The sequence below is a fragment of the Glutamicibacter sp. 363 genome (assembly GCF_052379505.1).
Lineage (GTDB): Bacteria > Actinomycetota > Actinomycetes > Actinomycetales > Micrococcaceae > Glutamicibacter.
On record NZ_JBQSYR010000047.1, the window covers coordinates 1 to 14,821 of the forward strand.

The window sequence follows — 14,821 nt, forward strand, 5'->3', positions numbered from 1 at the left end:
TAATTCCGATATCGGAATTACATGGGTTATGCCGAGAATCGAATTATGCCGATGTGTGCTTGATGTGTCTCCTCAGCCACGGGTGTCAGGCTGATTTCTCGGAATAAGACGATACTGAGCGGATACTTGACCTTCCCATCTCTATGGAAGGAGGAAGGCCATGGGAGATCCATACAAGGTTGTCATCGTTGGTCCACTGGCGCCGCTGGCAACAGGTTTCCACATCTATTTGACGAGGCTAGGCTACTCGCCCGACTCGACGTCGAATCAGCTCCAGCTTGTTGCTCATTTATCGCGCTGGATGGATGCGCAAGGGCTGAGCATCCAGGAATTGTCGGACCATGTCATCAATGCTTTCTTTGCAGAGCGCCGATTGCGATACCACAACTTTCACACATCGCGCGCGTTGGGTGCATTTACCGGTTTCCTCCGATCCATCGGCATTGAACGCACTGCGGACCCGCCACCGACGTTCTCGGCCCAAGAAGCAATCCTGTCCCTGTTCGAGCACTACCTGGTCACTGAGCGGGCTCTGCGAGGAACAACGGTGCTGAATTACCTCAACCAGGTCAGACCGTTCCTGAAGTGGAGGGTGGGGCATGACGGATCTGACTGGGAATCGATGTCGATAGTTAACGTCACGGACTATTTGCTGTTTCGCGGGGCCACCCAATCGGTGGGTTCGATCCGGCTTGCAGCAACAGCGCTTCGCGCGTTTTTCCGCTGGCTATTTCTGGAGAGAATCATCGACCAGCCCGTCGCCGAAGGTATTGGCCCGGTCGCCTACTCGCCCTACAAAGGACTTCCGAAGTTTCTGGATATCAGCCAAATCGATGCTCTCCTCGCCGGCCCGTCGACGCGCGAAGTCCAGCCATTGCGCAGCCAGGCATTGCTGCTGATTATGGCGAGAATGGGCCTGCGTGCCCGTGAGGTTCAAGATCTCACTTTGGATGATATTGATTGGCACTCCGGAACCATCAGGGTGCCGGGAAAGGCCGGACACGTCGAACGCATACCGCTTCCGGTAGATGCTGGCGCAGCGATCGTGGACTATTTGACCCAAACCCGTCCAGTGTCCTGCGATCGCCACATATTCCTCCAAGTTCCCGCACCGCATGGACCCCTCGCCCACGGACCCATCAGCCAGATGGTCACAGTTCGCGCATCACGAGCGAATATCGGTTCCCGGATCGGCGCACATCGCCTGCGCCACAGTCTGGCCACCAAGGTACTGGGCAGCGGAGGAACATTGACCGAAGCATCCCAAATACTGCGCCATTCCAGCCCCTCAACCACCGTGATTTACGCCAAGGTCCACCTCGCGGACCTGCGAAGCCTGGTCAGGCCATGGCCGGTGGCGGCGGAGCCGAAAATCTCTGGGTCTCGGCCATGAACCGGTCACTCGACAGCTACCTGAACGAATATGTGCAGCTGCGGCACGCCATGGGCCATAGGCTAAAGGCGGCCGAAGCCATGATTGCCCGGTACCTGAACTACCTCCACGACATCAACGAAGAAGTCCTGACGGTAGACACCGCCGTGGTTTGGGCGTGCTTGCCGACCGCCGCTGCCAACCCGACGAAGGCCGCACACTTGAGTGCGATCAGGGGGTTCGCGGCCTACGTTCATGCCCATGACCCGCTGTTGGCCGCGTTGATTCCAGCGGGACTCATTCCCGCCCGCGCCACCCGGCAGCAACCCTACATTTATAGTGATTCCCAAGTGGAGGCAATGATGATTGGGGCCCTTGCACTTCGACCGGCCGTACGCGGGCTGACCTTGCAGACCTTGATCGGCCTGATGGCTGCAACAGGGATGCGGACCGGTGAATGCCTAGGGCTCAACCTCGCGGATATCGACTGGCCCAGCGGCATCTTGACGGTCAGCGGAAAGAACAACAGCACCCGGCTCGTCCCGATCCACCCCAGCACGGTGGCCGCGCTGAAAAACTATCTCTATCTCAGTCGTGCCGCCATACCCAGCGCTGAGGTGAATTCTTTCTTCATCGGTTCCACCGGAATCCGACCGCATCCCACAGGCCTGCAGGCGGCATTTCGTACCGTACGGGAGAATCTTGGCTACACGCCACGACCCGGAGGCAAGAACCCTCGCTTGCATGATCTAAGGCATTCGTTCGCGACCAACGCCCTGGTTCAGGCCTATCGGGACGGCATTGACGTTGACGTTAGGATCGCGGTCCTGGCCACCTATCTCGGGCATGTCAGCCCGGAAAGTACCTACTGGTATCTCTCATCCGTACCCGAGCTACTGGCCCTGGTCGAGGAGCGAGTCAGCACCGCCCAACATCAAGGAGTCTTGCTGCCATGACCATCATCGTGCCAACCTTCGAAGCGTTTTTCACCAGCTACTTGATGGGCCAGAAGTCGGTTAGCCCCAACACGCTGATCTCCTACCGGGATACGTGGCGACTGCTGCTCACCTTTCTCTTCGAAAAGCACCGCTTCGAACCGAGCTCTCTGGATTTCGCGGACCTCGATGTTCAACACATCACGGAGTTCCTCGCCTATTTGGAGGATGTGCGTGGCAACAGCCCGTCCACCCGGAACACCCGGCTGGCGGGAATTCATGCGTTCTTCCACTTTGCCGCCTACCGACACCCCGAACACGCCGATCTCATCAGCAGAGTCTTGGCGCTTGAACCCAAGAACACGGCTACGAAAGACATCGACTACCTCTCCGATGCCGAAGCCAAAGCACTGATTGCGGCACCAAAAACGACAACTTGGACCGGACGACGGGACCAAGCGATGATCCAGTTCCTGCTTCATACCGGGTTGCGTGTCTCGGAGCTCATCAACCTTCGGTGGACAGACTTGCAACTGCACGCTCCGGCCTACGTCGATTGCAAGGGCAAAGGTCGCAAGGAGCGCAGCACACCGGTGAATTCAGGCCTGGTTTCGATGCTCACCACTTGGTGGGATGAGAATGCGCAGCTGGGAACGAGCAGTCCCATTTTTCCCACCCAGGGAGACCACCACGCGATGAGCCCCGATGCTATCGCTCAACGTCTGGTTGTTCATCAGCGCACCGCGGCTACGGACTGCCCCACCTTGAAACGTAAGGACGTTACCCCTCATGTTCTGCGGCACACTTGTGCCATGCGGATGCTGGCCGCTGGCATAGACTCGGCCACAATATCGCTCTGGCTTGGTCATTCCAGCAAGGAATCGGTTCGCGCGTACCTCCACGCGGACATGACCATCAAGCAGCGTGCCCTCGACCGCACGGCACCGCCCGCGACCGGGCCGGGACGATACAAGCCTCCGGATTCGCTCTTATCCTTCTTGGAGGAACTCTGATTCTTATTCCGAGAAATCAGCCTGACACCCGTGGCTGAGGAGGCACATCAAGCAAACATCGGCATAATTCGATTCTCGGCATAACCCATGATGTCTAGCGCGGTTTGCGTGGTCGCGAGTTTCGCGTCGCGGGCAGCTAATTCTTTCTTCAGCCGTGCGATTTCTGCTTGTTCTTTGGTGAGTTTGCTCTTCGTGGTCCGTGCCGTTCCGCCCTGAGCTGTGGTGGCGTGCTCGTCGAGGATCCCTGCGTTGCGTAGTTTGCGCCATTCAGCAATGTGGGAGGAGTAGATCCCGTTGGCGCGTAGGTAGCTGCCGCCTTCACTTGTTTGGATGGCTTGGTCATAGCCTTCAAGGTAGGCAAGTTTCTGAGCGGGGCTGATTGTACGGCGACGGGGCTGGTCCGGGCGTGGAGAAGAATCCATGCTTCTATTCTCGGACACATCAGGGGCTGGTTGCTTCAAGGTGGTGATGCTCATGGTGCGCTGAGTTTCCTTGTTCTCGCCCTGTCTGGGGTGAGGCGGGGGTCGCTATGAGGGACTGGTCTCACTCAACCCTGACAGACAGGGGTCTGGCAGTAGCACTCGGCGCCGGACTTATATTGCTGGAACAGCCGATAATCAGAGTCCAAGCCTTCAATACCTTTGATGAATAGGACTATCTGCGTGGAATAACTGCCATGTTGGCACATGTTCAATAACGATCGTTTTTGGGATATTAAAGCCGCCACTTTACAAGTTGTGACTGTTGGGTTCGTTTGACGGCTAAATCGCAGCTCCAAGTGGCGGTTTTAGGCGCCCATAAGCGGGACTATATATGTGAGCGCCGAGAGAAACGCGAGGGCACGGTCCAAAATCTCGAAGCCCAACGCATCGACCGTGAGATGGAGAGCATTCGCGTCGAGGTGACGTCAGCTCAGGAAGCCTGCCATCAGGGCCGTCAAGAGCACCAGAAAGGCCAAAGCTCCTAGGGACCGCACACCCCGCGGCCTTGGCACTCAAATTCAATGACCTGGCTTGGATCAATAGTGATCTCGCCTGTCAGCGTTCTAATTTCTTCGATAGGTCGCAAAGTCGGACGTGACCTATGCCTCGAATCGGCCCTTATCGAAGACTATGAACTTTCAGCCTGCTGTAGGGTGCATTGTGGTAAAAACTTTAGGCGAGAAGTTACACTATTGAAGATAATAAAAATATTGAGTCCAGAACCAAAAGTTTAAACTACAAGCGTCAGGCATAACGATGAATTTTACTTTTGTAGCATTACCCCTTGCGTTGTCTTTGGTAGCTGCATTACCGGGGATGGCGCAGGCTGTTGAAACTCCTGTTAGCGAAACCCACACGGTGCAGCAGTCCTCGGAATACGCCCTTTCAACGAAAGATTTCTTCCCCGAAAAAACCCCTACGGAATCGAACTACATCGAAGCGGAATCGCCTGCCGATGCAGTAGCCAAGATGGATAAGATGGACGAACTACACAAAGCCGGATTCAATGTGGGTGCCATGGCAAAAGTGAATTACGGGCCTTGCAAGATCGTTGCCGCAGGTTTTCACACCAGAAAATCTGGGAACTATAGTACGGGTGGCTTCAAATCCACAACCTATTGCACCACGAAAGTCACTTCGATCAAGCATTCTTCACAGGCGCGATTTAAACGATTAGCCTGGTGGACCAAAGGTGGCCCGGAGATTAGCCAGCCAGCCTAAAAGATAAAGGGCGATAAATATAACGGCACTTACTATCCTGTTGTCTTCACGCAGACAAATCACGCACTGTCATGCAAATCTGCGAAAAAAACCACATGGTCAGGCCGTACTCTCGGAACTATTGTCGACAAAGGCAAGACTTACTATGCTGATGCCTACGCTCCTGTACAGAAGGGGGTTCCATGCCGTCTCTAAGCAGCATCCTGACAAAAATCAAGATTCGCCTTGGCTCGAAATATTCAGAAGATCAGATGGTCTACGTCGTCTATGGGAAACAACCCAGCCCATTTCCAGATCTTGAATACATAGAGCCAATAATTGCGATCGTGGCCAGTGAACGTGAATGCTTTGCGATTCAGGAAAAGTATCTAGACACTAAAGTCAGCTGGGAAGCTCGAAAGGTGCAGGGTGCCGAAAGCATAGACCTGGTAGATGGCTGCGTTTTGTATCTCACGCATACTACTTTGTCATCGTACGATGAGGACGCCGATGGGAATCCAATCTTCGGGATCATGGAGAATCCACAGCCCACGGCCCTATATTGCAGCCGGGACACCGCTGAACAGCAAGCACCGGAACAATACCTGCACATCGTTACCCTCGGTGAAATAAACCTTCGCGGCGTCGGAGAGCTTTTGGAATAAGTATCCAGCACCCTACGCCAATACCTGAAGTTGCCAGACATGAAGAGGGCCGCACCTGCCAGGTGTGGCGCTCTTCATGTTGCTTGCCGCGTTGCAGGAGATGGTATTGGGTTAGATGCCTGTTTGACCCTATCCGTGTTGTCTCAACAAACTATGGGTTGCAAGACGTTTCAAGCACGTTGAAAAGTACGAACGTTGGTGATTGAGTTTCCGGCGTTGCGGTGTTCTACGAGGGCTCCACTCTTGGAGCTCCATGAACCGCCAATTAGTGTCGCGATTTAACCGCCAAATAAAGTTGGCAGTCAAAACCTCCGGGAAAGCATCTCGCCGGCCAGCAGTCCCAGCACCTGCAGACTGGGCTGCCGTTGCGCTGCAACCGGAGAATCACCCACGAATTTGGTGCGGGAACAAGGGCGAATATTTTTTCATTCAGTCATCAAACCCGCCCCCAACCGTCCACCGGAACTCACGCCGCGCAGACCACTAATAGGCACCAAGGGCGCTGTGCCCCGGCAACCGGTAGATGATGTTCGGCAGGTGAAGTGACCTATCGGGGGTGAAGGAAAAAATCATTCACCCAACAAGCCCGGCTGAGCGGGTCATTGCCCAGTGCGGAATAGAGAATTTGCCGATGGCTAGACCCAGATGTTTTTGAGAGTCAACGGCCGCCCTATCCGCGTCGTTCTTCCGGGCGTAACCTGAAAGTACGACGGCAGACAACGCACAGGCCGGTCGCACCGGCCGGCCCATTTCAGGAGGCGGAGGGTTATGCAACGGAAACTCGGGGTGAGCACCTGGGTGTGGACCGCCAGGCTGACCGATGAATCTTTGGCGCATTTGGCTACCCAAGCGGCGCAGCTGGGGTTCGATGCCATCGAGCTACCACTGGAACAACTCGGCGACTGGGATCCAGAACGGGCCAAGGACCTGCTGGGCGAACTGGGTTTGCACCCGGTGCTTGCCGCAGTGATGCCTGCGGGGCACAACCTTATCGGGGTGCCGAGGGCAGAAGTCGAGGCAACGCAGGACTACCTCCGCGGCTGCATCGACGCGGCGGCCTCGCTCGGCGCAACCACCGTCGCCGGCCCGCTGTACACCGCCACGGGCCGGCTGTTCGCGCTGGACGACGGGCAGCGCAGGGCGGCCTATGCGCAATTGCGCACCGCGTTGGCCCCACTGGTCGAGCACGCCGCCGCGCGAGGCATCACGCTGGCCATCGAACCGTTGAACCGTCACGAAACCTCGCTGCTGAACACCATCGACCAGTGCTTCGACGCGCTAGAGCCCTTGCTGGGCCCCGGATTGGGCATGGGGCTGGACACCTACCATCTGAATATCGAGGAGCAGGACATCGCCGCCGCGGTGGCCCGGGCCACGGAGCACATCAACCATGTGCAGCTGAGCGCGAATGACCGCGGAATCGTGGGAGCTGACCATTTCGATTGGCACGGGTTCGTCCATGCCCTGGACCTCGCCGGCTACGACGGACCGCTGTGCGTGAAGTCCTTCAACCCGCACAACCCCACGCTCGCGGAGGCCGCAGCGATCTGGCGGCCGCTGGCCAGCAGCCAGAATGCCTTGGCCGCCGACTCGCTGGCCTACCTGCGCAATCTCCAAGCCGGCGGCCTCCGCTGAGCGTTGCGCCGGCCCGCGTGCGCTATTTGCCGGCGAAGCGGTTGACCAGCCGAACCGAATCGGGGTGTTCCGACAGGCGGGCAATGCTCGAAGCCTCGGCATGCAGATGGGCTTCGAGTTCCTCCGCGACGCCGGCGCGGAGCAGGGACTTGGTGGGGCCGATCGCCTGCACCGCGCCGCGCACGAAGCCGTCTTCGAGCTCCGCGAGACGCGGCGCGAAGGTTTCGGAGGACACCGCCTCGTTGGCCAGCCTCCAGTCGACCGCCTGCTCACCGACCAGCTTGCGCCCGCCCAGGGTCAGCTCGACGGCCCGTTGATGGCCGAGAACCCGGGGAAGGAAATAGGAGACCCCCGTGTCCGGGCTCAGCCCGATGGAGGCATAGGCGGCCACCAGCGGAGCGGACTCGTCGACCAGCACCCAGTCGGCGCAAAGCACCAGCCCCAACCCAGCGCCGGCCGCCGCGCCGTTGACCGCGGCGATCACCAGCAACCGGGAACGCACGATCGCCAGTGCCAGCTCGTGGGCCGCCCCGGCCAGCTGCGCCAGATACGCCGGACGGTCCCGGGCAGCGAGCGCGGCCATGGAATACACGTCGCCGCCGGCGCAGAAGTACCGGCCCTCGCCGGTCAACGTCAGCACCTGCACGTCGGGTTCTTCCTCCGCGGCGCGCAGCGCGGTCAGGGCCTCGCGCGCCAACGCCAGATTCAGCGCATTGCCCTGCGCGGGGCGCTGGAAAACTATGCGCACAATTCCCGGCCGAGTCTCCACGCGGATCGCGGTTGCTGCCTGATTCATGGTTTCCACCGTGGTGATGGGGATGGGCTGGCTCATGCGCGCGGTCCGCTTTCGACTCCGGCACGTTCGGCCCGCAACTGGCGTTTGAGCAGCTTCCCGGATTGGTTGCGCGGCAGCTGCGCCACAAAATCCACGCGCTTGGGCACCTTGTAGTCGGCGATCCGGCTTTTCACGTGGCTGCGCACGGATTCGGCGCTCAGCTCGGCCCCTTCCTTGAGCACCACCACCGCGGTGATGGCTTCGATCCAACGCTCGTGGGCGATCCCGAGCACGGCCACCTCCGCTACCTGTTCGAGTTCGTAGATGCAGTCCTCGACCTCGCGCGGAGCGACCAGCACACCGCCGGTGTTGATCACGTCCTTGATCCGATCCACCACCTGGATATAGCCCTGGGAATCGACGGTGACCTGGTCACCGGAACGGAACCAGCCGTCGACAAAGGCCTGCGCCGTGGCTTCGGGCTTGTTCCAGTAGCCGCTCATCACCTGCGGGGAGCGGTATTGGATCTCGCCGGGTTCGCCAGCCTCGGCTAGTTCCCCGGCGGCGTTGAGCACCCGGGCCTCGACGTAGAACACCGGACGGCCGCAGGAGGCCGGACGGGCCTCATGCTCCTCGGGGCGCAGCACCGAACACAGCGGACCCAGCTCGGATTGCCCGAAGCAGTTGTAGAAACCGATCTTCGGGTAGCGTGAGCGCAGCCGCGCCAGAACCGTCACCGGCATAATCGAGGCACCGTATTGGGCTTTGGCCAGCGAGGAGAGATCACGTCTTTCCAGGTCTGGGTGGTTGCTCAGCGGCACCCACACCGTCGGGGCCAGGAACAGCGACCCGATGCTCTCGGCTTCGACTCTCTCCAGGGTCTCGGCGATATCGGGACTGGCTTGCAGCCGGACGCGTGCCCCGAGAGACAAATAGGGCAGCAGGAACACGTGCATGGCCGCGGAGTGGTACAGCGGCATCGCGATCAGCGGGCGGTCCTCGGCGGTGAAATCCAAGGCAATGATCGAGGAAACATACTGTGCCAGCAGCGCGGCGTGGGTCATCATCGCGCCCTTGGGCGCGGAGGTAGTGCCCGAGGTATACAGCAGCTGCACCAGCTCGGTCCCGGAGCCCTGCGTCGCCGGCAGCTGCGCCGCCCCGGGATCCAGCGCGGTTTCCAAGATCGCGGGCTCCCCGGTGCCGGCCGGCAAGAGCGTCCATACCCGTTCCACCGCCGGGGCCCGGCCCTGCGCGCGAACCTGGTCGACCAGGGCGAGCCGCTGTTCGTCGGCTACCACCAGCACCGCGCCCGAATCCTCCAACAGGTAGCTGAGCTCATCGCCTTTCAACGCGAAGTTCACCGGCACATGCACCAGCCCGGCGAGGGCGCAGGCCAGGAAGAGGATCGCGTAGGCATCGGAATTCGCCGCGTAGGCGGCCACCCGGGAACCCGGCGGGAGGTTCGCCTCCTGCAGCCGGCGGGCCACGCGCCGCGCCGCGCTTTCAAGCTCGCGGTAGCTCCACTCGCGCTCTTCGAAGAGCAGGGCGCTGGCCTCGGGGTTGCGCGCGGCGCCGCGGCGCAGCAGTGCCCCGATGGTGTTATGCGAATCCTTGAGGGCGGCAGACCTCGGGTTCGGCTCTTCGCTTGCTGGCAGGGAATCGTTCATGAGCGGGAATCCTTAATCGAGAAATCGTTGGCCCGGTCGGGGCTTAGAGCCGTTCGAGGATGGTGACGTTCGCCTGCCCGCCGCCTTCGCACATGGTCTGCAAACCCCAACGGGTATCGCTGCGTTCCAGCTCATGCAGCAGCGAGGTCATCAACCGGGCACCGGTGGCGCCGATGGGGTGGCCCAGCGCAATGGCGCCGCCATTGACGTTGACCTTGGCCATATCCGCCTGCGTTTCCTGCTGCCAGGCGAGGACCACCGCGGCAAAGGCCTCGTTGATTTCGATGCGGTCCATATCTTCCAGGCTCATCCCGGCGCGGGCCAGCGCATGCCGTGTGGCGTTGATCGGTGCCGAGAGCATCATCACCGGGTCATCGGCGCGGGCCGAGATGTGGTGGATGCGGGCGCGCGGTTTCAGTCCGTAGCGTTTGACCGCCGATTCGGAGGCGATCAGCAGCATGGCGGCGCCGTCGGACATCTGCGAGGCGCTGGCGGCGGTGTGCAGGCCGCCGTCGATAATCGGCGGCAGCGAGGCCATCTTCGCCCGGTCCGGCGTGCGCGGCCCCTCATCGGCGCGCAGTTCGGCCAACGGCAGGATCTCCCGCTCAAAGTAGCCTTGCTCCTGGGCATGCAGGGCCTTTTCATGGGAAGCGACGGAAAAATCTTCGAGCTGGGCACGGGTGAGCCCCCACTTCTGGACCATCATCTCCACCCCGCGGAACTGCGAGATCTCCTGGTCCCCATAGCGCTGGGCCCACCGCGCGGAGCCGGTGTACGGGTCGGGGAAGCCGAACTGCGCGGCGGCCGTATTGGAATAGGACAGCGGAATGCTCGACATCGATTGCACGCCGCCGGCGACCACTAGATCGCTGGTGCCGCTGAGCACCGCTTGGGCCGCGTAGGACACCGCCTGCTGGCCGGAGCCGCACTGGCGCTCAACGGTGGTTCCCGGAACTTGTTCCGAGAGGCCCGCAGCCAACCACGCGCTGCGGGCGATGTCCATGGCGTTTGGTCCTACCTGGTCGATGCAGCCGAGGATGATCTCGTCATACTGCGTCGAATCGATGCCGTTGCGGCGCACCAGTTCCGCCAGCGGCGCGGCCGCGAGATCCAGCGGGTGCACGGCCGCCAGAGACTTGCCGCGGCGCCCCACCGGTGTGCGCAGCGCATCGATAATGTAGGCCTCGGCCATGGGCTCTCCTCCAAGGTTCGGCGGTTCTCGGACCGCTCATCACCGTGTTTTCAGTGGTGAAACCGCGTAATCGAATGTTCGTTGATGCTAAGACTAGGATGTCGAACTTACCTTGCGTTGTCTAGGTCACATCAGCGGTGCCGGAACAATGGCGTCCTGCCGGGGCCGGGGAAGCGGTATTGGGCGACCCGAAGGCTTGCTTCGGGACGTGGCAAGAACCCTCAGGGCGGCGCGCCAAGCGGGGAAATACTGCGATCAGCACTTGAACGCGGGGTTCAGGAAGCACTAGGTTACGAATCAGTAGGGTGCGTTGTGCACCCTGCGCAGGAGGAGTAGCAATGGATTCGCAGAGCCCCGACATGAACCAGCCGTCCTCCGCGCACTCCTTGCGCATCCGCCCATGGACGGGCATCGAAGAAGTTCCGGAACTGCTGGACGTGTGGCGATCCTCCGTCGAAGGGCGCCTGGATTTCCTCTCGGCCGCGGATTTGACCTCCGTAGCCTCGACCTTGGAAACCGTTTATGCGCAACGTGCAGAAATTTTCGTAGCGCACCTGGGCGCGCAGGTCGTGGGTTTCATGGCCATGGACGAACGGCGTGTGGAGCTCCTATGGGTCCACCATGAGCATCGCCAACAAGGTATCGGCAGGGCCCTGGCGGCCTTTGCGCTTTCCAGCTGCGCGGAGATCGAAATGGTGCTCAACGCGCAAAACATCGCTGGGTTGGAATTTTTCCGGCGTTGCGGATTCGAATCGGAGGACCAAGCCGGTCTTGTCGGTGCCGACGCCAAAAGTCCTAGCGTGTCCCTGCGTCATGCAAGGGTCCGCGAGCGACCCGTGGAACGATAGACGCATGACAGAAAATACCCGTTCCCTGCGTGAAGTCTCCATCGAACGCCTGGCCTCGCGCCGCTACCAGGCCACCAGCACCGAGAGCGGTGCGAGCATCGAGTTCGGCCAAGGCGAAGGCCTGCTCTCCCCGGTCGAACTGCTGCTGGCCGCGATTGCCGGGTGCTCATCGATTGACGTCGATGCCGCGACGACCAGGCATGCGGAGCCCGAAAAATTCGAGGTCACCGCGACCGGCTACAAGGTCGAAGCAGGTGGCGCGAGCCAGATGGAAGACATCGATATGTCCTTCAACCTGAAGTTCCCCGATACCGTGGAAGGCCGCAAGGCAGCCGGAATGGTCCAGCGCATTGTGAAGCTCTCCCACGACAAATACTGCACGGTCTCGCGCACCGTCGAGCTGGGGTCCAAGGTCACCAGCACCATCGAGGGCACCGACTCGGTTTCCTGATCGGCCACCATTTTCGTGGGCCAGTACTAGGGATGCGTTGAATTTGACCGGCTATGCCAGCTGTTGTGCCGGCATAGCCGGGATGGTGAATTCCTGGTGCGCCCGTCCGCACGGGAAGCCGGATGCATGTAACCGGGAATTCAGACACTTGCGAGTCATCCAAAGTCAAGCCCGGAAAGTCGAACTTGTGACCGGGGTCGAAACCAAAATCTTCAAGTACAGTGGTTTCGTATCAAATCTTGTGATCTACTGCTCTATCCGTTGAATTTGCACTCTTTAGGTGCGGAATTAGTTCTTCGATGTCGGTATTTGTCATCCGCTAGGGCCGCCGGTTCTCTCCTTGCCCTAGTCAGCAAAAAATCCTCGTCGTAGTGTCTAAATTATCCCCACGTTGAAGGAGCAGAGATGCAAACTCAGAACGTTCTAGGAAACATTGACTGGGCGTCGATGCTGCAAAAAGTTGCCATCGCGCTTGTTATTCTCATCATCACCTGGCTGGTGGCCAAGGTTGTCAAATGGGCTGTCGCCAAACTCGTCACCAAGATTAAGTTCCTCCAGAAGGAGGGCACCGATGGCAAGCAGATCGGTGATTCGCTAGGCAAGGTCGCGTCGCTGGTCGTTTGGCTCTTCGGCTTGATCGCTATTCTCCAGGTCTTCTCGCTGACCGAGGTGCTGACCCCGGTGCAGGACTTGCTCGCCGGAATCATGGGCTTCCTGCCTAACCTCATCGGTGCGGCCTTCATCTTCATCATTGGCTACGTGATCGCCAATGTAATCAAGCAGCTGATCCAGACCGGTCTGGGAACTGTCGATTTCAGTTCCCTCGTTCGCAAACTGACTCCCGGCGACGGCGAAGAAGTCGACCCCGAGACCTCACTGCGCACGCAGCGGACCATCGTGGATGTCATCGCAAATATCGTGTTTGCGCTGATCCTGCTGGTCGTGGCTATTTCCGCACTGCAGGTTTTGGGCATCGAGGCCATTTCGGTACCAGCGCAGGAGATGCTGCAGATCGTCCTGACCGCAATTCCACAGGTGATCATGGCCCTGATCCTTCTGGCCGTGGGCTTCCTGATCGCCAAGTTTGTTGGCAAGCTGCTTGAATCAACGCTGCGCGGTGTGGGGACCGACAGAGTTGTGGCGGGCTGGGGAGTTGTTCCCGAGGGGCAGAGCGCATCGGGAATCATCGCCACCATCGTGAAGATCGCAATTATCCTGTTCTTCGCGGTCATGGCAGCAAGCATGCTGAACTTCCCGGCAATCACCAACATCCTCAACGAGGTCTTGGAATTGGGCGGCAAGGTCATCTTCGGTGGAGTCATCATCGCCATCGGCTTCGTGCTGGCAAGTGTGATCGGTCGACTGATGGGCGATACTACCGCCTCGAAGATCATCCGCTACACGGCCATCGCACTGTTCATCGCGATGGGCCTGAAGTACATGGGTCTGGCCGATTCGATTATCAACATGGCCTTCGGCGCCATCGTGATCGGTGCGGCCCTGGCAGCGGCTCTGGCCTTCGGCCTTGGCGGCCGCGATGCTGCGGCTCGCACACTGGAGAAAATCGACATCAGCAAGATGGACGGTCCCGACACCTCGGGCACCGCGCCAACCCGTCGGGCACCGGCGACACCGCCGACGCCTCCAAATGAGTTCTAGAACTTAGAACCAGCAAAGAGTGGGACCGGGTAACCGGTCCCACTCTTTTTCTTGTACGCCCGGCATGGGCATTTACTTGGAGGTGAAAGTCCTCTGAAGGAGAAGGTGGTTTAACTTCTAGCCGATGGCAACTGCGTCACCGTGAGGTGGGGTGGGAAGGAAGCCGGAGGCAAATCCCAGCACCGAGGGACACGAACCACATATAAGGCATATTTGTCGGGGTAAGCCAGCATGCGATGGTGAAGCCCGTTCCACCGAAACGGCAAGTGTGTAAATGTGGCGGGCGCAGGAGGAAAGTAAATGCTCTTATCCGGGGAGGTCTGTTCCAGTGCATCACCGGTTTGACTGGTGAAGCGGTTCTGGCCGTGAGGTCAGGGCTGATGGGGCAGAAGTCAGCAGAGGTCATAGTACCCACCGGAATAGTGTCTTGGATCTGATGAGGATGCCAGGATTACCTTTATTTAAGGGGTGGGAAAGGGCTGAACGCTGGGAATTGATTATCTGAAACATGAATACTCGTGTTCACGTAAGAATCGCAGAAAACCCACGAACACGTGGTGGGGCAGAGATTGAGCTGGTCAAGTTTCTGAGACACGAACTTTGATTTTTTCTTATTAAACTCAGGCCGCGAGAGCCAAAGAATTCTGCTCCCAATACCAGTCGAGCAACATCTGAGGACTCAACCCGCCATTAGTCGTATGCGGACGCTTCCTGTTGTACCAAATCTCAATGAACTCCATAACCGCGGTACGCGCCGCCACCCGGCTCGTAAACGCCCGATGATGGTACATCTCGTTCTTGATCGTCGAGAACGCCGACTCGGCAACGGCATTGTCCCAACACACTCCGGTACGGCCCATTGACTGCCGCACACCATTCTCAGAGCACCACGCTTGAAATGCATCTGACGTGTACTGAGTTCCGCGG

Annotated in this window: 13 protein-coding genes and 1 pseudogene; 9 read left to right on the forward strand and 5 right to left on the reverse strand. The window is 59.4% G+C overall.

The window, feature by feature from the left end:
* Positions 1-160 precede the first annotated feature (160 nt).
* The 3 genes from ACT3UA_RS18105 to ACT3UA_RS18115 are packed head-to-tail and all read left to right on the forward strand — an operon-like array spanning position 161 to position 3,320.
* On the forward strand, positions 161-1,393 hold the full coding sequence (locus ACT3UA_RS18105; RefSeq protein WP_096288508.1) for a tyrosine-type recombinase/integrase: 1,233 nt from the start codon (positions 161-163) through the stop codon (positions 1,391-1,393).
* Positions 1,390-2,328: a tyrosine-type recombinase/integrase gene (locus tag ACT3UA_RS18110; RefSeq protein ID WP_176484276.1), complete on the forward strand. Its 939-nt coding sequence runs from the start codon at positions 1,390-1,392 to the stop codon at positions 2,326-2,328. Before ACT3UA_RS18105 ends, ACT3UA_RS18110 begins: the two co-directional genes overlap by 4 nt.
* Positions 2,325-3,320: a tyrosine-type recombinase/integrase gene (locus ACT3UA_RS18115; RefSeq protein ID WP_096288504.1), complete on the forward strand. Its 996-nt coding sequence runs from the start codon at positions 2,325-2,327 to the stop codon at positions 3,318-3,320. Before ACT3UA_RS18110 ends, ACT3UA_RS18115 begins: the two co-directional genes overlap by 4 nt.
* An 83-nt stretch (positions 3,321-3,403) precedes the next feature.
* Here the strand turns inward: ACT3UA_RS18115 and ACT3UA_RS18120 are convergent.
* Positions 3,404-3,796, reverse strand: a pseudogene (locus ACT3UA_RS18120) (IS3-like element ISAar44 family transposase); the annotation flags it as partial.
* 762 nt (positions 3,797-4,558) lie between these two features.
* On the opposite strand from ACT3UA_RS18120, the gene ACT3UA_RS18125 reads away from it, so the two are divergent.
* The 3 genes from ACT3UA_RS18125 (at position 4,559) to ACT3UA_RS18135 (ending at position 7,302) form a co-directional block, all read left to right on the forward strand.
* Positions 4,559-5,023 carry a hypothetical protein gene (locus ACT3UA_RS18125; RefSeq protein WP_141393573.1) on the forward strand — a complete coding sequence of 155 codons (465 nt, stop codon included), beginning with the start codon at positions 4,559-4,561 and terminating at the stop codon, positions 5,021-5,023.
* Between the two features lie 182 nt (positions 5,024-5,205).
* Positions 5,206-5,667: a hypothetical protein gene (locus ACT3UA_RS18130; RefSeq protein ID WP_096287826.1), complete on the forward strand. Its 462-nt coding sequence runs from the start codon at positions 5,206-5,208 to the stop codon at positions 5,665-5,667.
* Between the two features lie 768 nt (positions 5,668-6,435).
* On the forward strand, positions 6,436-7,302 hold the full coding sequence (locus ACT3UA_RS18135) for a sugar phosphate isomerase/epimerase family protein (RefSeq protein WP_096287828.1): 867 nt from the start codon (positions 6,436-6,438) through the stop codon (positions 7,300-7,302).
* Positions 7,303-7,324: 22 nt separating this feature from the next.
* Here the strand turns inward: ACT3UA_RS18135 and ACT3UA_RS18140 are convergent, their stop codons facing one another.
* Genes ACT3UA_RS18140 through ACT3UA_RS18150 form a run of 3 tightly spaced genes read right to left on the reverse strand, consistent with a single transcriptional unit; the run spans position 7,325 to position 10,936 of the window.
* Positions 7,325-8,134, reverse strand: coding sequence for an enoyl-CoA hydratase/isomerase family protein (locus tag ACT3UA_RS18140; RefSeq protein WP_255248494.1), 810 nt, complete (start codon positions 8,132-8,134; stop codon positions 7,325-7,327).
* Positions 8,131-9,744 (reverse strand): fatty acyl-CoA synthetase, encoded by a 1,614-nt coding sequence (locus ACT3UA_RS18145; protein WP_096287830.1) that lies wholly within the window; start codon positions 9,742-9,744, stop codon positions 8,131-8,133. The genes ACT3UA_RS18140 and ACT3UA_RS18145 overlap by 4 nt, the downstream gene beginning before the upstream one ends.
* Positions 9,745-9,787: 43 nt before the next feature.
* Positions 9,788-10,936, reverse strand: a complete 1,149-nt coding sequence (locus ACT3UA_RS18150; RefSeq protein WP_096287832.1) for an acetyl-CoA C-acetyltransferase — start codon at positions 10,934-10,936, stop codon at positions 9,788-9,790.
* A 338-nt stretch (positions 10,937-11,274) separates the two neighbouring features.
* Here ACT3UA_RS18150 and ACT3UA_RS18155 point away from each other — a divergent pair, with 338 nt between their 5' ends.
* From ACT3UA_RS18155 to ACT3UA_RS18165, 3 genes are all read left to right on the forward strand, one after another.
* Positions 11,275-11,784 (forward strand): GNAT family N-acetyltransferase, encoded by a 510-nt coding sequence (locus tag ACT3UA_RS18155; protein ID WP_096287834.1) that lies wholly within the window; start codon positions 11,275-11,277, stop codon positions 11,782-11,784.
* A 4-nt stretch (positions 11,785-11,788) separates the two neighbouring features.
* A complete protein-coding gene (locus ACT3UA_RS18160; RefSeq protein ID WP_096287836.1) occupies positions 11,789-12,235 on the forward strand; it encodes an OsmC family protein in 447 nt (148 codons plus the stop codon).
* Positions 12,236-12,640: 405 nt separating this feature from the next.
* The gene (locus tag ACT3UA_RS18165; protein WP_096287838.1) at positions 12,641-13,894 is read left to right on the forward strand and encodes a mechanosensitive ion channel; all 1,254 of its coding nucleotides are present in this window, start codon (positions 12,641-12,643) and stop codon (positions 13,892-13,894) included.
* A 620-nt stretch (positions 13,895-14,514) separates the two neighbouring features.
* Here the strand turns inward: ACT3UA_RS18165 and ACT3UA_RS18170 are convergent.
* Positions 14,515-14,821, reverse strand: a 307-nt coding sequence (locus ACT3UA_RS18170) for an integrase core domain-containing protein (RefSeq protein WP_444617761.1), incomplete at its 5' end; no start/stop codon positions are given.